Below are 19,451 nucleotides of genomic sequence, written 5' to 3'. Positions count from 1 at the left end.
TCTCCTTGGTTGACCAGTGTCATCCTTCTCTGGCCCGATCATCATCGATCAGCGCCAGCAGTTCGTTCAAGAATAGTAGACCCTGGGGTGATGCCCTAAGCCAGTCGGCATCTTCCACAAGAAGTCCTTTTTCACGGGCCGCGCCAAGCCTGTCAAGTAGCGAGCGCGACCCGCGCCCCGTATGGGCCTGCCAGGTCGACAGGGGAACCCCCTCCACCAGCCGAAGGGCATTCATGGCGAACTCCAGCGGCAGCTCGCGCTCCTCGATCTCGGCTCGACCGGCGATGAAGCCCCGTGGGTCGTCGAGTCGACGCAGGTAGGCATCGGGCAGACGCGATTTCCAGAGGCGCTGGATCTGCAGGGCATCGTCGCCCGGAACGCTGAGCTTGCCATGGGCACCGGCACCGATCCCCAGATAGTCGCCGAAGCGCCAGTAGTTGAGGTTGTGACGCGAGCTCCGCCCGGCACGGGCATAGGCGGAAATCTCGTAGCGCTCCAGGCCCGCTGCCTCCAGGCGGTCGTGTCCCAGGTCCTGGATGTCCCACAGCACCTCCTCCACGGGCAGCTCAGGCGGAAAGGCGTGGAATTCGGTATTCGGTTCCAGGGTCAGCTGGTACCAGGAGAGATGCTCCGGGGAGAGGGAGAGCGCCCGGTCGAGGTCGGCCAGCGCCAGCGCCGGCGTCTGTTGCGGAAGACCGTGCATCAGGTCGAGGTTGAGGTTGTCGAACCCTGCCTGACGCGCCTGCTCGACGGCCGCCACGGCATCGTCGCCGCCATGGATACGCCCCAGGGCCGCCAGCTGGGCGTCCTGGAAGCTCTGCACGCCCAGCGACAGGCGGTTGATCCCCGCCGCCCGGTAATGCGCGAAACGTCCCCGCTCCAGGGTCCCGGGATTCGCTTCCAGGGTGATCTCGATGTCGGCTGCCAGCGGAAGCCGGCTCGCCACGGCCTGCAGCAGCCGTTCGTAGAAGCCACCCGACATCAGGCTCGGGGTCCCCCCCCCGATGAAGATGCTCACCAGCTCGCGCCCTGCAGCCAGCGGCAGGTCGGCCTCGAGATCCGCGATCAGCGCCTCGAGATAGCTCGCCTCGGGGAGCTCGGCGCTGTGCCCCACTCCATGGGAATTGAAGTCGCAGTAGGGACACTTGCGCACGCACCAGGGGACATGGACATAGAGCGACAGCGGTGGCAATCCGGGTGAAGACAGGAGGGAGGCACTCATCATTGTCCTTGCCCGACGCCCATCGCCGACACCAGCGCCTGCAGGGCCCGCCCCCGGTGGCTGAGCCGATTCTTCTGCTCGGCGGTGAGCTCGGCGGCAGTCGCACCCTGGTCGGGGAGCCAGAACAGCGGATCATAGCCGAAGCCTCCCTCGCCGCGGGGAGCCGGCAGGATCTCGCCTTCCCAGCTGCGCTGCACGATCAGGGGCACCGGGTCCTCGGCATGACGCAGCAGCACCAGCACGCACCAGTAGCGGGCCTGACGACGTCCCTCCGGCACATCGGCCAGGGACGCCAGCAGCCGGTCGTTGTTGAGCGCATCGCTCTTCGGCTCGCCGGCATAGCGAGCGGAGTAGATACCGGGCGCCCCGTTCAGGGCATCGACCTCGAGGCCGGAATCGTCGGCCAGGGCAGGCAGCCCGCTGAGGCGACTGGCTTCCCGGGCCTTGAGCAGGGCGTTCTCGACGAAGGTCAGGCCGGTCTCCTCGACATCGGCCACGCCGTAGTCGGCCTGGGGTCGCACGTCGAAGCCCAGCGGGGCGAGCAACTGATGGAACTCGCGCAACTTGCCGGCATTGCCGCTGGCCAGGACCAGCAGGGCTGGGGGCATGGTCGATTCTCCATACTGTCAGGGATGAAATATTCTACGAGGCGAAACCGCCAGAGGAAACGGCTGGGCCGAGGCGGAAGGGGTGCTATCATTCTTTAGTACCATTTTTACCATTCTTAATAATGATGCATTGGATCATTTCATCTTGAGCACCAAGATGAATTTCCTTGACGGATGACCTCGGCGGCAAAAAAGGGAGAACTCTCTTCCGGTGCCAGGTCCTTGATAACGTTACTGACAGCTCCCCGATAAAACAAAGATAATAATAAAACCTGATATTTATAACCAAAAGTTAGTAACGAAAAATTACATTATGACCAAGACTAGGAGCCAGTGTGGCGCTTGTGCCACAAATGGCTGATTGCCTCATCATGAAAGTTAACCGCGTCTCGCAAAGGGGTTGCACCATGGAACAGGGGAAGAGCCTGGTGTTGCTGGTCACCGCCAACAACCCTCAGTCACAACTCTTCATCAACTATCTCCACGATCAGCTCGACTGCCCGGTCTCGGTGGTCGCGCCGGGAACGGAGTGGAAGGGCAAGGATGCCTCTCCGAGCGTGGTGCTGCTCGATGCGGATCATATCGACGAGGCGACCATGCAGCAGTGGCATGTCAGGGCGGCCGAGGCCGGCGACATGTCACTGGCCGCCTTCAACCTGCGGGACGAGGAGCATGCCGTCGAGATCCTCTCGGCCATGAACCTGCAGGGCGTCTTCTATCGCAGCGATTCACTGGACATGATCTGCAAGGGACTCAGGATCCTGCTGGAAGGCAACCTGTGGATGTCTCGCTCGCTGATGACGCGGATGATCCAGTTCTTTCGCCGCCAGCAGCTCAACTCCTATCGGCCGGTCTGCGGCCTCACGCACCGGGAGCTTGAGATCATCGCCATGCTGGGCACGGGGGCCTCGAACATCGAGATCGCCGACCAGTTGTTCGTCAGCGAACACACCGTCAAGTCCCATCTCTACAACATCTTCCGCAAGATCAAGGTGCACAACCGCCTCCAGGCGGTGAACTGGGCCCGCCAGAACCTCGGTGCACCGCCACCGCTGGTAGGTCGTCGCCAGCGCGATGCCATGCATCAACCCCCCGACAACGACTGAGCGTCTTCTCAGGTCAAGCGCACGTGATCCTGGATCAGGCCCGCCAGGGTCTCGGCGGCATTGTCCGCCGTGGTATCGAGGTGAAGCAGATGCAGGCGCTCCTCGTCGCTGAAGGCCTCGATGTCGGCCTGCTGACGCGCCAGTATGGCCAGGCTCTCCTCGACCGGGACGCCATGGCGCCTGGCGCGCTTGTCGATGCGCCGGCGCAGGGTGGCCTCATCGGCCTCGAAGCTGACCAGCAAGACCGGCAGGCCCCTGGCCTCGGCCTGCTGGCGCAGGAGGTCTCGCTGCCCCCGCTTGAGGAAGGTGCCGTCGACACAGGTCGGGAAACCCGCCTCCAGCAGGGTGCCGGCACATTCGGCCAGTCGATGATAGGTGTGCTCGGTGGCCTCCGCTGCAAAGATATCCACAGGGAGTGATGACGAAACCGCCTGTGGATCGATATCGTGCAGGCGTCGCCGCTCCACGTCCGAACAGAGGCGAACGGCCCCCAGGCGGCCGACCAGGGTCCGGGTAAAACGGCTCTTGCCGCTGCCCGAGACCCCGATGCCGATGATCAGCGGCGGGAAGCGGAACTCGGCATAGGCCTCCGCCAGATCCAGGTAGCCACGGCACTCCCGCATGGTCTCGGCCAGCAGGGCAGGGCGTTCGCCATCCTCACCGGCCGCCTGATGGCGCTGCAGCGCGCGCCGCGCACCGGACAGGGCCTCGACGACACGGAAGACCGAGAGCAGGCGGGTCAGCTCGTAGTCCCCGGACCGGCGCAGGTAGCCATCGAGGGCCTGGCGAGCCAGGCCGGTCTCGCCATGGGATTCCAGCCCCACCAGCAGCGCCGCCAGGTCGCTGCCCGGGTCGACGATGCCATTCCCCCCCGGCCCCAGGAGGTCCCAGCCGATGGCGTTGGCCAGCAGCACCCGCCCCTGGTCGCAAAGCCGACTGTCGGGCTGCGTGGTGGCCCAGCTGGCCGCCAGCAGCCGCTCCCGTCGCGCCAGGATGACCGGCGCCAGCCGGCCGAGGTCCTGTTCGAGCCACTGCTGGAGGCGGGCCAGGCGCTGGCGATCCTCCTCCCCGGCGAGCAGCGGCTCGATGGCCGCGGTTTCCCCCTCGAGGCGTTCCCGGAAGGCAACCAGCCCGGCTTCCTCGGGGCCCACCGCTCCCGGCGAGCGGAGATGGAAGGCCACCAGCCGGTCGACCAGCTCCTCCAGCTTCAGCGCCTCCTCGCAGGAGGCCACGTGTTCGGCTTGTGTCTGGCGCATCAGGGTCTCCCACTATGGAGGATAGGGTCTCAGGCCGGCTGCATCGCCGCGAATGCCTTCTCGGCGCCGTCCAGGGTGAGCTGGATGTCCTCCGGGGCATGGGCACTGGACATGAAGCCGGCCTCGAAGGCCGAGGGCGCCAGGTAGACCCCCTGGTCGAGCATCAGCGAGAAGAAGCGACGGAAGGCATCGGCGTCGCAGGCGGTGGCCTGGGCGAAGTTGTCGACCCGGCTCTGGCCGGTGAAGAAGATCCCGAACATGCCGCCGGCACGCTGGGTGATCATGTCGATACCCGCGGCATCGGCCCTCTCCTGAAGGCCGTGGCAGAGGGTCTCGACCCGCTGCGCCAGGGCGTCGTGGAAGCCCGGCTGGCGAAGCTTGCCGAGCAGCGTGATGCCCGCCGCCATGGCCAGCGGATTGCCGGAGAGGGTGCCGGCCTGGTAGACGGGGCCAAGCGGCGAGATCACCTCCATGATCTCGCGACGACCACCGAAGGCGCCCACCGGCATGCCGCCACCGACGATCTTGCCCAGGCAGGTGAGGTCCGGCTCGATGCCATAGTGGGCCTGGGCACCTCCCATCGCCACGCGGAAACCGGTCATGACCTCATCGAAGATCAGCACGCTGCCGTGCTGGTCGCAGACGCGGCGCAGGGTCTCCAGAAAGCCCGGCTGCGGCGGGATGCAGTTCATGTTGCCGGCCACCGGCTCGACGATGATGCAGGCCACCTCGCTGCCGATCTCCTCGAAGCACTGCTCCACGGCATCGGGATCGTTGTAGGAGAGGGTCACGGTGTGCTCGGCCAGGGAGGCCGGTACCCCGGGGGAGCTGGGTTCGCCGTGGGTCAGGGCGCCCGAACCGGCCTTGACCAGCAGGGAGTCGGAGTGGCCATGGTAGTTGCCCTCGAACTTGACGATCTTGTCGCGGCCGGTATAGCCCCGCGCCAGCCGGATCGCCGACATGGTGGCCTCGGTGCCGGAATTGACCATGCGCACCATCTCGATGGAGGGGATCATCTCGCAGATCAGGTCGGCCATGGTGGTCTCGATGGCCGTGGGGGTGCCGAAGGAGAGGCCGTTGTCGAGCCGCTCGCGCACCGCCCCCAGCACCTCGGGGTCGGCGTGGCCGGTGATCATGGGCCCCCAGGAGCCGACATAATCGACATAGCGCTTGCCTTCCACATCATAGAGATAGGCGCCCCGAGCACGCTCCATGAACACCGGGGGACGGTCCATCCCCTTGAAGGCGCGAACCGGCGAGTTGACCCCACCGGGGATGTGGAGGCAGGCCTGCTCGAAGAGCTGTGCGGATGTGGTCATGTCAACCTCTTGCCCTGTTGATGCGTGCCCGCCCAGGCGGGCTGTGGATAGATCTCTGGATAACCTCGTGGCAGACGGTGAAGCGTCGGTGAATGTCGCCGAACCACGCTCGTCCGCGCCTCTGCCGGGTTCGCCCCATTCTCGTCTGCCCGAAGGGCGATGGCCAGCCCGCCCCTCTCATCCCGGCGGCGTCGCGGCGTCGATGGCGAGAAAGGCGGGCCGCGCCGGCAACTGCCAGAGGCGCCGCGGCAGCCGCTGGTCATGTCCCGGCTGCCAGCCCCTGGCCAGCGCCTGCCAGGTGAAGGCCTGCGCCTGCTCGCAGGCCGTGATCAGCGACTCGCCCGCCGCCAGGCGCGCCGCCAGGGCGCTGGCCAGGGTACAGCCGGAGCCGTGGAAGCGCCCGGCGAGACGTGGCCAGGTCCACTGCCGGCTGGTCTCCGGCGCATGCAGGGTGTGTTCCACCCGGTCGGCCGGCACCCGTCCCGCGGGGTGGTCGGTACCGGTGACCAGCAGGGCCTGGCAACCGAGGGACATCAACCTCACCGCCCGCTCGGTGTCATCGCCGCATTCGTCACCCGCCAGCCGGGCCAGCTCCTGGCGGTTGGGCGTCAGGATATCCACATGCGGCAGCAGGTGACGGCACATGGCGTCGATGAGCTCGGCTGTGGACAAGTCACTGCCACCGCCGGACCTGAGGACTGGATCCATCACCACCGGTACCCCCGGCCGACGCCGCAGGATATCCACCACGGCATCCAGCACGGCAGCATCCGCGATCAGGCCAATCTTGATCGCGGCGATCTCGAAGTCGTCCAGGGCCGCCGACATGGCGAACAGGTCAGCGGCAGGCACGGGCCTCACCGCGGTCACGTCCCGGCAGTTCTGCACCGTCAGCGCCGTGGGCACGGTCAACGCCCAGCCGCCGCAGGCCGCCACCGCCTCGCTGTCGGCGACCAGGCCGGCGCCACCGGTCGGGTCATGACCGGACAGCACCAGCACCGTCGGCAGGTGGGGGGAGAGTTCAGGGGAATCGGCCATCAGAACGGTTTCAGCACGGCCAGGAAGATGATCAGCAGCAGGGCGATCACCGGCAACTCGTTGAACCAGCGAAAGAACACATGGCCGCGTCGACAGCGCGCTTCGGCGAACTGCTTCAGGTAGATCAGGCAGACATGGTGATAGCCCACCAGCAGCGCCACCAGCAGCAGCTTGGCATGGATCCAGCCCTGGGCGAGCCAGGCAGGATTGAGCACCAGCAGGGCGCCCCCGAACAGCAGCACGGCGATCATCGACGGGGTCATGATCCCGCGGTAGAGCTTGCGCTCCATCACCAGGAAGTGGTCGATGGCCTGCTGCTCGCCCCTGTCCCGCGCCATGGCGTGGTAGACGTAGAGGCGCGGCAGATAGAACAGGGCGGCGAACCAGGTCACCATGGCCACCAGGTGCAGGGCCTTCATCCACAGATACATGACGACTCCTCAGCCGTGGGTCGAATCGGAAAAGCGATAGTAGCGCTCGATGGCGTCGCGGGTGATGATACCGGAAATCCGCTTCTGCTTCGGCCGGTGACCGTGCTCCACGTAGAGGGCATCCAGCGCCTTGTCGTTGAGCCGTTCGAAGGCCTCGGAGAGCGTCGCCTGCAGGTGGATCGGAGCCATGTCCAGGCGCTGGCCGGGGATCTCCAGCAGGTCCAGCAGGGCGCTGTCGTCCTCCGACTCGGGCTCGTCATGCTCCAGCAGCCAGCGGGCCAGGTCGGCCGCCTTGAGCGCCAGGGTCGGCTTGTCGTCCGTGGAGCGCTCGATCAGCACCCAGGCAGGGTTGGACTCGAGCAGGGCACTGGCCTGGTCACGAGTCACCATGCGCGAGGTGCGCACCAGGCTGCGCTCCATCACCGCCGGGACCGAGACCCGGGACAGCGCCTGCATGAGGGGTTGTTGCAGCGGGTGCAGCCCCTGACGGGTCTGGGTGAGGAAGAACCCCTGGCTGCGGCTCAGCTGCCGAGACGTGAGGCTGGCCACCACCACCGCCAGCATCCCCGGCATGATGATGCCGGGCGTGTGGGTGAGCTCGAGCAGGGCCATCAGGGCCGCCAGGGGCGCCTGCAGCACGGCCCCCATCATGGCGGCCATGCCCAGCAGGGCATAGACCTCGGGTGCCGAGGCCCCGACCGGCAGCAGGGCCTGGCCGGCCAGGCCGCACAGGGCACCGGCCGCACCGCCGACCACCAGGATGGGGCCGATGATGCTGATCGGGATGCCACAGGCCACGGTGAAGGCCGTGAGCAGCAGCTTGCCGATGGCCACTGCCAGCAGCACGTCCACCGCGGCGGCCCCGCCCAGCGCCAGCTGCAGCGTGTCATAGCCCATCCCCTGCACCTCGGGGTACCACCAGGCCACCCCTGCCACCGCCAGCGCCGCCAGGGCGAAGCGCGGCGCCATGGGCAGCCGCTGGAGCCGCTCGTGCCCCCGGGCCACACGCACGAAGAGTGCCGCCAGCAGCCCGATCAGCAGGGCACTGGCCAGGATCCATGGCAGGTCCAGCAGGGATCTCAGGTGCAGGTCGGGGATGCCGATGGCGGGCTCGGGCCCGTAGACCAGCTGAGCCACCACGGCGCCCATGGAGGAGGCCAGGATCACCGGCATGAAGCCGATGATGGTGTACTCCATCATCACCACTTCCATGGCGAAGATGACCCCGGCGATGGGCGTGTTGAACGAGGCCGAAATGCCCGCCGCCGTGCCGCAGGCCACCAGCACCCTGAGGCTGTTGTGGGGCAGCCGCAGGTACTGCCCGAGGCCGGTGGAGGCCGCCGCCCCAAGATGGATGGCCGGCCCCTCGCGACCGGCGGAAAGGCCACCGATCACCGACACCACCCCCACCCACCACTGGGCCAGCCAGTTGCGCAGCGGGAAGCGTCCCTGATGATAGGTTAGTCGGTCGATGACGTGGACCACCCCGATACGCCGTCCCTCCGGCGGCAGGCGAATGAGCCACAGGCCGATCAGGGCCGCCGCGACCAGGGGCATCAGCATCCGCAGGGCAGACGGCAGGGCCTCGAAGGCCTCGGGGTCACCGTCGGGAAACAGCAGCATGCCGCCCAGCGACAACAGCAGGCGGAACACCACCATCAGCCCGCCGGTCACCAGGCCCGACACCACGCCCAGCACGCAGAGCTGCGGCAGGGCATCGACGTTGGCCAGCTGGCGACGGAAGCCTTCCAGGCTGAAGTCGGGTAGCGGGAGACGCGGCACGGCGACCATCCTGTTCGGCCTTGCTGGAGGGACCCGCCAGGCTGGGCCTGGGTAGGGCGCGTCTCTCTTGTGTATCATATCCGGGGACACAGGTCCCAGCGTCACGTCACCAACCCCAGGAGGCCATCGTGATCAAGGTCGGAATCGTCGGCGGCACCGGTTACACCGGCGTCGAACTGCTCAGGCTGCTGGCCCGTCACCCGGACGTGGCGGTGGAGGCCATCACCTCGCGCTCCGAGGCCGGCATGGCCGTCAGCGAGCTCTACCCCAACCTGCGCGGCCACTACGACGACCTGGCCTTCAGCGAGCCCGATGCCGAGCGGCTGGGACGCTGCGATGCCGTCTTCTTCGCCACCCCCCACGGCGTGGCCCATGCCCTGGCCGGCGAGCTGCTCGAGAGGGGTACCCGGGTCATCGACCTCTCGGCCGACTTCCGGCTGCGCGACACCGAGGAGTGGGCCCGCTGGTACGGCCAGCCCCACGGGGCCCCCGAGCTGCTCGGCGAGGCGATCTACGGCCTGCCCGAGGTCAACCGCGAGCAGATCCGCCAGGCGCGACTGATCGCCGTGCCCGGCTGCTACCCCACCGCCGTGCAGCTCGGCCTGCTGCCGCTGCTGGAGGCGGGCGTGATCGATGCCGACCATGTGATCGCCGACTGCAAGTCCGGCGTCACCGGCGCCGGCCGCGGCGCCAAGGTGCCGTCGCTGCTGGCCGAGGCCAGCGAGTCCATGAAGGCCTATGGCGCCTCGGGCCACCGCCACCTGCCGGAGATCCGCCAGGGGCTGGCCGAGGCCGCCGGCGGCCCGGTGGGGCTGACCTTCGTGCCCCACCTGACGCCGATGATCCGCGGCATCCATGCCACCCTCTACGGCCGCCTGACCGCCGACCCCGGCGACCTGCAGGCGCTCTTCGAGCACCGCTTCGCCGATGAGCCCTTCGTCGACGTGATGCCGGCGGGCAGCCATCCCGAGACACGCAGCGTGAAGGGGGCCAACCTCTGCCGCCTGGCGGTCCATCGTCCCGGTGACGGCGACACCGTGGTGGTGCTCTCGGTGATCGACAACCTGGTCAAGGGCGCCTCGGGCCAGGCCGTGCACAACCTCAACCTGATGTTCGGCCTCGACGAGCTGGCCGGCCTCGACGCCCCGGCCATCATGCCCTGATCCGCACCGCACGCGGCCGCTCCCCGGCAAAAGTTGACCCTTTTGCTGGGGATTGTGGATAATCCCCCCTGGCAAGTCATTCATCGATCCAGGGGAGGTCACCCATGAGCGGTGCCGAATCCTTCGTTCCCACCCCCTTGTTGCTCTCGGACGGGGCCCGTGCCCGTCTCGCGGCGCTCATCGAGGAACAGGGCAACCCCCGGCTCAAGCTGCGGGTCTACGTCACCGGTGGGGGCTGCTCGGGTTTCCAGTACGGCTTCGACTTCGCCGAGGACGTCGCCGACGACGACACCCTCGTCGAATTCGGCCAGGTGGCCCTGGTGGTCGACCCGCTCTCCTACCAGTACCTCGTCGGTTCCACCGTCGACTACGAGGAGGGGCTCGCCGGCGCCCGCTTCCTGGTGCAGAACCCCAACGCCACCACCACCTGCGGCTGCGGGGCCTCCTTCATGGTCTGACCGCCAGCGTTGGCTCAGCGGCGACAGCACGCTTTCCCCTCCACTTGACGCTTCCCCGGGAACTCGCCATGGTTTAGGGCGTAATCCACAACAAATTCTTCCATGGGGAATCGTATGAAACGCCAACTGAAGACCGCCTCCCTGGCCGCCAGCGTCGCTTTCGGGCTGGGGCTCTCCGGCATGGCCAGCGCCGACAACCATGTCCTCGAGGTCGTCACCGACCCGAGTTTCGTGCCCTTCGAGATGATGGACCAGGAGACCGGCGAGATGGTCGGCTTCGACATGGACATCATCAGCGAGCTGGCCGAGCGTGCCGGCTTCGAATACAACCTGCGCACCATGGACTTCAACGGCATCATTCCCGCCGTGCAGACCGGCAATGTCGACATCGCCATCGCCGGTATCACCATCACCGAGGAACGCGAGCAGGTCGTCGACTTTTCCGATCCCTACTATGACAGCGGCCTGCGGATCCTGGTCGGCGCCAACGACGACAGCGTCGCGGAACTCGAGGACCTGAAGGGCAAGAAGATCGGCACCAAGGTCGGCTCCACCAGCTACGACTTCCTCGAGAAGAACCTCGGCGACGAGGCCGACATCACCCCCTATCCGGGCAGCAGCGACATGTACATGGCCCTGCTGGGCGGCAGCGTCGATGCCGTCTTCTACGATGCCCCCAACGTCGGCTACTTCTCCCAGACCCGCGGCGAGGGTCGCGTCAAGGTCGTGGGGGACCTCTACGAGGGCCAGCAGTACGGTATCGCCTTCGCCGAGGGCAGCGAGTGGGTCGAGCCCGTCAACGAGGCCCTGGCCGAGATGAAGGAAGACGGTACCTACGACGAGCTCCACGCCAAGTGGTTCGGTAGCGCCAGCGGCGAATGATCCCCTTCGCCTGCTGATCGCGGGGCCGGGTCGAGCGCCCGGCCCCGTTGCGTTGCGAACCCGGCGCGCTCCCCCCCTGTCGTCATTCCTGCGTCTTGACGGAGAAACCTTGTGGACGTCACCTTCCAATTCGACTGGCAGGCGGCCTTTGCCTCCATTCCCCACCTGTTGCCCGGGATTCCCTACACCCTGCTGATCTCCTTCGTGGGACTGGCCATCGGCTTCATCATCGGCATCATCTTCGGCCTGCTGCGCATCAGTCCCATCGTCTGGCTGCGGGTTCCCGCGATCACCTACATCGAGATCTTCCGTGGCACCCCGGTCCTCGTCCAGGTGCTGTTCATCTTCTACGGCCTGCCACAGCTGCTGGGTGGCCCGATCAACTCCCTGGTGGCCGGCATCGCCGCCATCGCCGTCAACTCCGGCGCCTATATCTCCGAGATCGTCCGCGGCGGCGTGCAGTCCATCGACCGGGGCCAGAAGGAGGCCGGACTCTCGCTGGGGCTCTCCCGACGCCAGACCTTCCGCTACATCATCTGGCCCCAGGCCTTCCGGCGCATGATCCCGGCACTGGGCAACCAGGGCATCATCAGCATCAAGGACACCTCGCTGTTCTCGGTGATCGGGGTCGGCGAGCTGGTCCGCCAGGGCCAGGTCTACATCGCCACCACCTTCACTGCCCTCGAGGTCTACCTGATGGTCGCCATGCTCTATCTGGCGATCACGCTCTCCCTGTCGTTGGTGCTGCGCATCATCGAACGCAAGGGCCTGGCCGGACAATAAGGAAAGCGCGACATGAACCAAGACAAGTCCCCTTCCGGCGCCGCCCCCATCGTGCGCCTCGACAAGGTCAACAAGTTCTTCGGCGACCTGCATGTGCTGAAGGACATCGACCTGGAGGTCTCGCCCGGGGAGGTGGTGGTGATCGTCGGTGCCAGCGGCTCGGGCAAGTCGACGCTGATCCGCTGCATCAATGGCCTCGAGGAGTTCCAGCAGGGCCATATCGAGGTCGATGGCAACGAGCTGCTGCCCCATGGCAAGGCCGGCCAGGCACTGCAGAAGATCCGTACCGAGGTCGGCATGGTCTTCCAGCAGTTCAACCTCTTCCCGCACCTGAGCGTGCTCGACAACGTGACCCTGGCACCCATGAAGGTGCGCGGCTGGAGTCGCGTGGATGCCATCGAGACGGCCGAACGGCTGCTCGAGCGGGTGGGCATCAGCGACCAGGCGGCCAAGTATCCCGGGCAGCTCTCGGGCGGTCAGCAGCAGCGGGTGGCCCTTGCCCGTGCCCTGGCGATGGAGCCGCGCCTGATGCTGTTCGATGAGCCGACCTCGGCGCTAGACCCCGAGATGATCGGTGAGGTCCTGGATGCCATGCGTGAACTGGCGAAGGAGGGCATGACCATGATGATCGTGACCCACGAGATGGGCTTCGCCCGGGAGGTCGCCGACCGGGTGATCTTCATCCACCAGGGCGAGATCGCCGAGGAGGGACCACCCCAGGAGGTCCTCGACAATCCCCGCAACAAGCCGACCCAGCAGTTCCTGTCGAGGGTGCTCAAGCACTGATCCAGCCCTCTTTCACGGTCGCGGAAAGGCCCTGTCGTTATCGACAGGGCCTTTTTTTTGCCTGTGGACAGAAATTCCGTGAAACCGGGCTCGAATGGCCTGCAGCCCTCGTCATGCGGGGCATTGGACGGATCGTCGAAGGTTGTTCACCATCACGGTGACAAGCCGGGTAGGCAGCGGTGGACAAGCGGTGTCCGAATCGCGCTGTGGACAAGCGAGCTTTCCGTCCACAGGCTCCCGACATCTCATCCGCAGCCAGTCACCCTCCTGTCCCGCCAGGAGTCAACAACGCAAGTCATTGAAAAAAATAGAACTTACACGGTTATCCACGGAAAATGTCCACACCAGTAGTTACTACCACAACAGAACTTCTCTTTTATATTCTGTTTTATTGTATAGGAGAGGAGGAATGTCCCTCGACGGGGACGATCGGGTGTGGAAAACCCTGACGATTACCCACAGGAGGTTTATACTGCCCCGCTGATTTCCACTCCTGACTGCAACATCGGCGCATTGCGCCAAGAGGTGACCCTTGGAGTATCCCGACCGCTTTGACGTCATCGTCATCGGCGGCGGCCATGCCGGAACCGAAGCCGCCCTGGCCTCGGCCCGCATGGGCTGCCGGACCCTGCTGCTGACCCACAACATCGAGACCCTCGGCCAGATGTCCTGCAATCCCGCCATCGGCGGGATCGGCAAGAGCCATCTGGTCAAGGAGATCGATGCCCTGGGTGGTGCCATGGGCCTGGCAACCGACCAGGGCGGCATCCAGTTCCGCGTGCTCAATGCCCGCAAGGGACCGGCAGTGCGTGCCACCCGGGCCCAGGCCGACCGGGTCCGCTACAAGGCGGCGATCCGCACCATGCTGGAGACCCAGGCCAACCTGACGCTCTTCCAGCAGGCGGCGGGCGACCTGATCGTCGAGGGGAATACCGTGCGCGGCGTGGTCACCGAGACCGGTATTCGCTTCCTGGCCGAGACCGTGGTGCTGTGCACCGGGACCTTCCTCGGCGGGGTGATCCATATCGGCCTCGACACCAGCCGTGGCGGCCGTGCCGGTGACCCGCCCTCCAATGCCCTGGCGGAACGCCTGCGAGCGCTGCCCTTCAGGGTCGACCGCCTGAAGACGGGAACGCCGCCCCGGCTCGACGCCAAGAGCGTCGATTTCTCGCGTCTCGAGGAGCAGCCCGGCGACAGCCCGACGCCGGTGATGTCCTACCTTGGCAACCGCGGGATGCACCCTCGGCAGGTGAGCTGCCATATCGCGCACACCAACGAGCGTACCCACGAGATCATCCTCGCCAACCTCGACCGGTCACCGATGTACTCCGGGGTGATCGAGGGGGTCGGGCCACGCTACTGCCCCTCCATCGAGGACAAGGTGCATCGCTTCGCCGACAAGGCTAGCCACCAGGTGTTCATCGAACCGGAAGGCCTCGACACCCACGAGCTCTACCCCAACGGGATCTCCACCTCGCTGCCCTTCGACGTGCAGGTGCAGGTGGTGCGCTCCATCGAGGGGCTGGAGAATGCCCATATCACCCGGCCGGGATATGCCATCGAGTACGACTTCTTCGATCCCCGGGACCTGCGTCACTCGCTGGAAACGAAGTTTATCCACAACCTCTATTTCGCCGGCCAGATCAACGGCACCACCGGCTACGAGGAAGCGGGTGCCCAGGGGCTGCTGGCAGGCCTCAACGCCGCGCGGCGGGCCCGCGGGCTGGAGGCCTGGTCACCGCGTCGCGACGAGGCCTACCTCGGCGTGCTGGTCGATGACCTGATCACGCTGGGGACCCGGGAGCCCTACCGCATGTTCACCTCGCGGGCCGAGTACCGCCTGCTGCTGCGCGAGGACAACGCCGACATGCGACTCACCGAGACCGGTCGCGAACTGGGCCTGGTGGACGATGCCCGCTGGGCAGCCTTCGCGGCCAAGCGCGAGGCGGTGGAGCGCGAGAGCGCACGGCTCAGGGCCAGTTGGGTGCAGCCGGGCTCCCCGGCGGCCGCCCGGGTCGAGGCCAGGACCGGCACGCCGCTGGCGCGCGAATACAGCCTCATGGACCTGCTGCGGCGCCCTGAGCTCGCCTATGGCGACCTCGCCGACCTGCCCGGCATCGAAGGGCAAGCGGTCGAGGACGAGGCGGTGGCCGACCAGGTCCAGATCCAGGCCAAGTACCAGGGCTATATCGATCGGCAGCAGAACGAGATCGACAAGCTCAAGCGCCACGAGGCCACGCCCCTGCCGGCCGACCTCGACTATCAGCGCGTCGAGGGGCTCTCCCACGAGATCCGCCAGAAGCTCGAGGAGGCCCGCCCCGAGACCCTGGCCCAGGCCGGACGCATCTCCGGGGTGACCCCCGCGGCGGTCTCGATCCTGCTGATCCACCTCAAGAAGCGGCGGCTCCTCGACGACAGCCGGGCGGCCAGCGCATGACCTCGAGCGAGCAGATCGTCGCGTCACGCCTCGATGGCGGACTGGCGGCGCTGGGCATTCCCGTGGATGGCGAGCAGCGGCGTCGGCTGCTGGCGCTGGTGGGACTGTTGCACAAGTGGAACCGCGCCTATAACCTCACCGCGGTACGCACGCCGGAGGAGATGGTGACCCGCCATCTCCTCGACAGTGCCGCGGTGCTGCCCTTCGTGCGGGGCCGGGAGCTGCTCGACGTGGGCTCGGGACCCGGCCTGCCGGGACTGGTGCTGGCGATCCTCGCCCCGAGCCTCGCGGTCACGCTGCTCGACAGCAACGGCAAGAAGGTGCGCTTCCAGCGCCAGGCCGTGATGGAGCTGGGCCTTGGCAACGTGACCCCGGTGCAGGCGCGGGTCGAGGCCTTCGAGCCCGTCGCCGGGGGCTATGCCCAGGTGATCTCGCGGGCCTTCTCGAGCCTGGGCGATTTCATCACGCTGACCGAGCGCCTGGTGGCACCGGACGGCGAATGGCTGGCCATGAAGGGGCCCGCCGTGGATGATGAACTGGCGGGACTGCCCGATGCGGTCGCCGTGGCGACACGACACGACCTCGCGGTGCCCTACGAGAACGGCAGCCGGCTGCTCGTGGTCCTTCGGCACCGGGATGTGACCCAGGCCTGACCCAGAGGCGTCTGTTTCCCCAGCAAGGGAGTTGCCCGTGACCAAGATCATAGCCTTGACCAACCAGAAGGGCGGCGTGGGCAAGACCACCACCGCCGTGAACCTTGCCGCCAGCCTGGCGGCCCTGGACCGCCGCGTGCTGCTGGTCGACCTGGACCCCCAGGGCCATGCCACCATGGGCAGCGGCGCCGACAAGCATGATCTGGATGGCAGCGTGCTCGACGTGGTGCTGGGCGAGAAGCGGCCCACCGAGGTGATCCTCGACTGCCCGCAGGCGGGCTATGCGCTGCTGCCCGGCAACGGCGACCTGACCGCCGCCGAGGTGGAGCTGCTCGACCGTCACGAGGGGCGCGAGCGCTGCCTGGTCAAGGCCCTGGAGGAAGTGGCCGGCGAATATGACGTGGTGCTGATCGATTGCCCACCGTCGCTGAACATGCTCACCGTCAATGCCCTGACCGCCGCCGACGGCGTGCTGATCCCGCTGCAGTGCGAGTTCTACGCCCTGGAGGGGCTCTCCGCGCTGCTCGACACCGTGGAGCAGATCAAGGACAGCGTGAACCCCCAGATCGAGATCTTCGGGATCCTGCGCACCATGTTCGATGCCCGCAACAGCCTCACCCGCGATGTCAGCAAGCAGCTGCGCGACTACTTCGGCGACGCGCTGCTCAAGACCACCATCCCGCGCAACGTGCGGGTCGCCGAGGCACCGAGCCACGGTCTGCCGGTGACCAAGTACGCCCGCTTCTCGCGCGGCAGCCAGGCCCACCGGGTGCTGGCCAAGGAACTGATCCGGCGCCTGTCGCTGTAGGCCGGCCGTCGAATACCGCTGGTAGTGATGAGGGAATGTCGATGACGCGTAAACGCGCCCTGGGACGCGGCCTGGATGCCCTGATCGGTGCCAATGCCCGCCGCCGTGAAACCCTTGACCTGCCCGAGGTCGACACGAGCGAGGCCATGCCGGTCGCGGAAGCGCCGGAGAATCCCGCCGAGGAGCGCCTCGAGCGGCTGCCGCTGGGGCAGCTCTCCCGCGGCAAGTACCAGCCGCGCCGTGACATCCAGCCCGAGGCCCTCGAGGAGCTGGCCGATTCGATTCGCGCCCAGGGCGTGATGCAGCCCATCGTGGTCCGTCCCGTCGGCGAGGCACGCTACGAGATCATCGCCGGCGAGCGTCGCTGGCGCGCCGCCCAGCTCGCCGAGCTCGACGTGATTCCCGCGGTGATCCGCGAGGTCAGCGACGAGGTCGCCCTGGCCCTGGCGCTGATCGAGAACATCCAGCGCGAGGACCTCAACCCCGTCGAGGAGGCGATGGCCCTCAAGCGGCTGCTCGAGGAGTTCGCCCTGACCCAGCAGCAGGTGGCCGATGCCGTGGGCCGCTCCCGTGCCCAGGTGGCCAACCTGCTGCGGCTGCTGACGCTCGACCCGGAGGTTCAGACCCTGCTCGAGCGTGGCGACCTGGACATGGGCCACGCCCGTGCCTTGCTGGCGCTCTCCGGCGCCAAGCAGCGCAAGGCCGCCCATGAGGTGGTCAACAAGGACCTCACGGTTCGTGACACCGAGGCGCTGGTCAAGCGCCTGGCCAACGGGGAGCCCGCCAGGCCGCGGCGCGAGGCGCCGTCCGCGGACGTGGCCGGCCTCGAGACACGGCTCGCCGAGGTGCTCGGGGCGCCCGTCAAGATCCAGCACGGCCGCGGGGGCAAGGGGCGGGTGACCATCCGCTACGCCAGCCTCGACGAGCTCGACGGTATCCTGGAGCATATCCGGTGAGCCGGTTGGGCGTGGGATCTCGGCGGTGCTGTCGACAATCCGTCCCCCTTTGGTCGAACACTGGTCATTTATCGTCCGATTCGCCGATGCTCTGGTTGAAGCGCCAGGGGGGGTTCCCTATAATCCGCCGTTGTTTGCCTGTGGGTCGGGGCCCGGTGCGCAGGGCATGGCGAGTGAGACATGGCTAGCCACCCGGCGGTGAGACGGCGACCGAACTATCGCCGGCTGCTGCAGGCTCAGGGAGGAGGCGTCGTCGCCATGGCGCTCCTCGGCCTGGTGGCAGGCGGGCAGGAGGCAGCCCTCTCGGCAGTGACCGGCGGGCTCGTCTGTCTTCTTCCCAATCTCTATTTCGTCTGGCGACTCGGCGTTCTGGGGAACGGCCGGCAGGCAAGGCGCTTCGTGTCCAGCTTCTATCGGGCCGAGGCGGGCAAGCTCGGTTTGACGGTGGCACTGTTCGCCCTGGTGTTCGCGTCAGTACCCCCTTCAAACCTGGCTTTTTTCTTTGGCGCATACGTGGCGGTCCACTTCATGCACTGGCTGGCTCCCTGGCTGCTGCGTGAATGACCGACCCCAACGAGAGGCAGATCCATGGCTGGCAACAACCCCTCGCCGACCGAGTACATACAGCACCACCTGCAGAATCTGACCTTCGGCTATCACCCCGAGAACGGCTGGTCGATGGCGCACTCCGCCGCCGAGGCCCAGGAGATGGGCTTCTGGGCCCTGCACCTGGATACCATGGGCTGGTCCATCGCCATGGGCGTGCTGTTCATCTGGCTGTTTCGCAAGGCCGGCAAGGTGGCGACCACCGGGGTGCCCGGCACCCTGCAGAACATCGTCGAGATGGTCTTCGAGTTCGTCGAGAACACCGTCCACGGGGCCTTCCATGGCCGCAACCCGGTGATCGCGCCGCTGGCGCTGACGCTGTTCGTCTGGATCTTCCTGATGAACCTGCTCAAGCTGATCCCGGTGGACTACGTGCCCGAGATCTTCGTTCGCCTCGGCATCGACTACATGAAGATGGTGCCCACCACCGATCCCAATGCCACCCTGGGCATGGCGATCGGCGTCTTCCTGCTGATCATCTACTACAGTCTCAAGGTCAAGGGCGCGGGGGGCTTCGCCAAGGAGCTCTCCCTCACCCCGTTCAACCACTGGTCGCTGATTCCCTTCAACCTGATCATGGAGATCATCGGTCTGCTGGTGAAGCCGCTCAGCCTCGGCCTGCGTCTCTTCGGCAACATGTTCGCCGGCGAGGTGATCTTCATCCTCATCGCCCTGCTGCCGTTCTGGGTGATGTGGACGCTGAACGTGCCCTGGGCGATCTTCCACATCCTGGTCATCACCCTCCAGGCCTTCATCTTCACCGTGCTGTCCGTCGTCTACCTGAGCCAGGCGCACGAACATCACTGAAACGCGCAACACTTGATCAACCCCCAACCTTGAACCTCAACTCGAGAAACTAGGAGCACCACCATGGAACTCGTCTACATTGCTGCCTCCCTCATGATCGGTCTGGGCGCCCTCGGTACCGGCATCGGCTTCGCCATCCTCGGCGGCAAGCTGCTGGAATCCACCGCGCGCCAGCCGGAGCTGGGTGACCAGCTGCAGACCAAGACCTTCCTGATGGCCGGCCTGCTGGACGCCGTGCCGATGATCGGTGTCGGTATCGCGATGTACCTGATCTTCGTCGTCGCCGGTTAACGTGCCGCATACCGGGCGCGCTGCGCTCGGTTTGCCTGTTTCCGGTCGCCACGAACCAG

20 protein-coding genes are annotated in these 19,451 nt (G+C 66.6%); 13 read left to right on the top strand and 7 right to left on the bottom strand.

Translation table 11 applies throughout. From position 1 onward, the window contains the following. Window positions 1–19 precede the first annotated feature (19 nt). A complete protein-coding gene (gene hemW, locus SCI24_RS01865; RefSeq protein WP_318723685.1) occupies window positions 20–1,222 on the bottom strand; it encodes a radical SAM family heme chaperone HemW in 1,203 nt (400 codons plus the stop codon). Beyond that, entirely contained in the window at window positions 1,222–1,830 is a 609-nt protein-coding gene (gene rdgB / locus SCI24_RS01860; RefSeq protein WP_318723684.1) for an RdgB/HAM1 family non-canonical purine NTP pyrophosphatase, read from the bottom strand. The genes hemW and rdgB overlap by 1 nt, the downstream gene beginning before the upstream one ends. Window positions 1,831–2,237: 407 nt before the next feature. Between rdgB and SCI24_RS01855 the strand changes: the two genes are divergently transcribed. Then, entirely contained in the window at window positions 2,238–2,936 is a 699-nt protein-coding gene (locus SCI24_RS01855) for a LuxR C-terminal-related transcriptional regulator (protein ID WP_318723683.1), read from the top strand. A gap of 8 nt (window positions 2,937–2,944) precedes the next feature. On the opposite strand, the gene SCI24_RS01850 is transcribed toward SCI24_RS01855, so the two are convergent. The 5 genes from SCI24_RS01850 to SCI24_RS01830 all read right to left on the bottom strand — a co-directional run bounded on the left by SCI24_RS01850 (window position 2,945) and on the right by SCI24_RS01830 (window position 8,762). Continuing rightward, a complete protein-coding gene (locus SCI24_RS01850; protein ID WP_318723682.1) occupies window positions 2,945–4,192 on the bottom strand; it encodes an AAA family ATPase in 1,248 nt (415 codons plus the stop codon). Between the two features lie 29 nt (window positions 4,193–4,221). Next, the gene (gene hemL / locus SCI24_RS01845) at window positions 4,222–5,511 is read right to left on the bottom strand and encodes a glutamate-1-semialdehyde 2,1-aminomutase (RefSeq protein ID WP_318723681.1); all 1,290 of its coding nucleotides are present in this window, start codon (window positions 5,509–5,511) and stop codon (window positions 4,222–4,224) included. A 177-nt stretch (window positions 5,512–5,688) separates the two neighbouring features. Next, window positions 5,689–6,549: a hydroxymethylpyrimidine/phosphomethylpyrimidine kinase gene (locus tag SCI24_RS01840; protein ID WP_318723679.1), complete on the bottom strand. Its 861-nt coding sequence runs from the start codon at window positions 6,547–6,549 to the stop codon at window positions 5,689–5,691. Then, entirely contained in the window at window positions 6,549–6,980 is a 432-nt protein-coding gene (gene hemJ, locus SCI24_RS01835; RefSeq protein WP_278032346.1) for a protoporphyrinogen oxidase HemJ, read from the bottom strand. Before hemJ ends, SCI24_RS01840 begins: the two co-directional genes overlap by 1 nt. Window positions 6,981–6,989: 9 nt before the next feature. Next, window positions 6,990–8,762 carry a chloride channel protein gene (locus SCI24_RS01830; RefSeq protein ID WP_412928797.1) on the bottom strand — a complete coding sequence of 591 codons (1,773 nt, stop codon included), beginning with the start codon at window positions 8,760–8,762 and terminating at the stop codon, window positions 6,990–6,992. A 128-nt stretch (window positions 8,763–8,890) separates the two neighbouring features. Between SCI24_RS01830 and argC the strand changes: the two genes are divergently transcribed. The 12 genes from argC (at window position 8,891) to atpE (ending at window position 19,392) form a co-directional block, all read left to right on the top strand. Then, complete coding sequence (gene argC, locus SCI24_RS01825) at window positions 8,891–9,925, top strand: N-acetyl-gamma-glutamyl-phosphate reductase (RefSeq protein WP_318723676.1); 1,035 nt, start codon at window positions 8,891–8,893, stop codon at window positions 9,923–9,925. A 104-nt stretch (window positions 9,926–10,029) separates the two neighbouring features. Then, the gene (gene erpA, locus SCI24_RS01820; RefSeq protein WP_133637146.1) at window positions 10,030–10,383 is read left to right on the top strand and encodes an iron-sulfur cluster insertion protein ErpA; all 354 of its coding nucleotides are present in this window, start codon (window positions 10,030–10,032) and stop codon (window positions 10,381–10,383) included. A gap of 114 nt (window positions 10,384–10,497) precedes the next feature. Further along, a complete protein-coding gene (locus SCI24_RS01815) occupies window positions 10,498–11,265 on the top strand; it encodes a transporter substrate-binding domain-containing protein (protein WP_318723675.1) in 768 nt (255 codons plus the stop codon). 111 nt (window positions 11,266–11,376) lie between these two features. Beyond that, window positions 11,377–12,048, top strand: coding sequence for an amino acid ABC transporter permease (locus SCI24_RS01810; RefSeq protein WP_318723674.1), 672 nt, complete (start codon window positions 11,377–11,379; stop codon window positions 12,046–12,048). Between the two features lie 12 nt (window positions 12,049–12,060). Then, window positions 12,061–12,834 carry an amino acid ABC transporter ATP-binding protein gene (locus SCI24_RS01805; protein ID WP_318723673.1) on the top strand — a complete coding sequence of 258 codons (774 nt, stop codon included), beginning with the start codon at window positions 12,061–12,063 and terminating at the stop codon, window positions 12,832–12,834. A gap of 532 nt (window positions 12,835–13,366) precedes the next feature. After that, window positions 13,367–15,271 carry a tRNA uridine-5-carboxymethylaminomethyl(34) synthesis enzyme MnmG gene (mnmG, locus tag SCI24_RS01800; RefSeq protein WP_318723672.1) on the top strand — a complete coding sequence of 635 codons (1,905 nt, stop codon included), beginning with the start codon at window positions 13,367–13,369 and terminating at the stop codon, window positions 15,269–15,271. Then, entirely contained in the window at window positions 15,268–15,924 is a 657-nt protein-coding gene (rsmG, locus tag SCI24_RS01795; protein ID WP_318723671.1) for a 16S rRNA (guanine(527)-N(7))-methyltransferase RsmG, read from the top strand. The genes mnmG and rsmG overlap by 4 nt, the downstream gene beginning before the upstream one ends. A 37-nt stretch (window positions 15,925–15,961) precedes the next feature. Then, window positions 15,962–16,732: a ParA family protein gene (locus SCI24_RS01790; protein WP_106231169.1), complete on the top strand. Its 771-nt coding sequence runs from the start codon at window positions 15,962–15,964 to the stop codon at window positions 16,730–16,732. Window positions 16,733–16,773: 41 nt separating this feature from the next. Beyond that, window positions 16,774–17,688: a ParB/RepB/Spo0J family partition protein gene (locus SCI24_RS01785; protein WP_318723670.1), complete on the top strand. Its 915-nt coding sequence runs from the start codon at window positions 16,774–16,776 to the stop codon at window positions 17,686–17,688. A 180-nt stretch (window positions 17,689–17,868) separates the two neighbouring features. Continuing rightward, complete coding sequence (locus SCI24_RS01780) at window positions 17,869–18,252, top strand: ATP synthase subunit I (RefSeq protein ID WP_318723669.1); 384 nt, start codon at window positions 17,869–17,871, stop codon at window positions 18,250–18,252. Window positions 18,253–18,276: 24 nt separating this feature from the next. Beyond that, window positions 18,277–19,101 carry a F0F1 ATP synthase subunit A gene (atpB, locus tag SCI24_RS01775; protein WP_318723668.1) on the top strand — a complete coding sequence of 275 codons (825 nt, stop codon included), beginning with the start codon at window positions 18,277–18,279 and terminating at the stop codon, window positions 19,099–19,101. Between the two features lie 63 nt (window positions 19,102–19,164). Next, window positions 19,165–19,392, top strand: a complete 228-nt coding sequence (gene atpE / locus SCI24_RS01770) for a F0F1 ATP synthase subunit C (protein ID WP_023006402.1) — start codon at window positions 19,165–19,167, stop codon at window positions 19,390–19,392. The last annotated feature ends 59 nt before the right edge of the window (window positions 19,393–19,451 follow it).

Origin of the sequence: Halomonas sp. (assembly GCF_033549285.1) — a bacterium.
In the GTDB taxonomy this organism is placed as follows: domain Bacteria; phylum Pseudomonadota; class Gammaproteobacteria; order Pseudomonadales; family Halomonadaceae; genus Halomonas.
Note: the sequence above shows the minus strand (reverse complement) of the source record. Positions and strands in the feature narration are given on the sequence as shown.

Excerpts from the sequence above, each read along its gene's own strand:
- hemW (WP_318723685.1), bottom strand. The coding sequence starts at position 1,222 with ATGAGTGCCTCCCTCCTGTCTTCACCCGGATTGCCACCGCTGTCGCTC.
- rdgB (WP_318723684.1), bottom strand. The coding sequence starts at position 1,830 with ATGCCCCCAGCCCTGCTGGTCCTGGCCAGCGGCAATGCCGGCAAGTTG.
- SCI24_RS01855 (WP_318723683.1), top strand. The coding sequence starts at position 2,238 with ATGGAACAGGGGAAGAGCCTGGTGTTGCTGGTCACCGCCAACAACCCT.
- SCI24_RS01850 (WP_318723682.1), bottom strand. The coding sequence starts at position 4,192 with ATGCGCCAGACACAAGCCGAACACGTGGCCTCCTGCGAGGAGGCGCTG.
- hemL (WP_318723681.1), bottom strand. The coding sequence starts at position 5,511 with ATGACCACATCCGCACAGCTCTTCGAGCAGGCCTGCCTCCACATCCCC.
- SCI24_RS01840 (WP_318723679.1), bottom strand. The coding sequence starts at position 6,549 with ATGGCCGATTCCCCTGAACTCTCCCCCCACCTGCCGACGGTGCTGGTG.
- hemJ (WP_278032346.1), bottom strand. The coding sequence starts at position 6,980 with ATGTATCTGTGGATGAAGGCCCTGCACCTGGTGGCCATGGTGACCTGG.
- erpA (WP_133637146.1), top strand. The coding sequence starts at position 10,030 with ATGAGCGGTGCCGAATCCTTCGTTCCCACCCCCTTGTTGCTCTCGGAC.
- SCI24_RS01815 (WP_318723675.1), top strand. The coding sequence starts at position 10,498 with ATGAAACGCCAACTGAAGACCGCCTCCCTGGCCGCCAGCGTCGCTTTC.
- SCI24_RS01805 (WP_318723673.1), top strand. The coding sequence starts at position 12,061 with ATGAACCAAGACAAGTCCCCTTCCGGCGCCGCCCCCATCGTGCGCCTC.
- rsmG (WP_318723671.1), top strand. The coding sequence starts at position 15,268 with ATGACCTCGAGCGAGCAGATCGTCGCGTCACGCCTCGATGGCGGACTG.
- SCI24_RS01785 (WP_318723670.1), top strand. The coding sequence starts at position 16,774 with ATGACGCGTAAACGCGCCCTGGGACGCGGCCTGGATGCCCTGATCGGT.
- SCI24_RS01780 (WP_318723669.1), top strand. The coding sequence starts at position 17,869 with ATGGCTAGCCACCCGGCGGTGAGACGGCGACCGAACTATCGCCGGCTG.
- atpB (WP_318723668.1), top strand. The coding sequence starts at position 18,277 with ATGGCTGGCAACAACCCCTCGCCGACCGAGTACATACAGCACCACCTG.
- atpE (WP_023006402.1), top strand. The coding sequence starts at position 19,165 with ATGGAACTCGTCTACATTGCTGCCTCCCTCATGATCGGTCTGGGCGCC.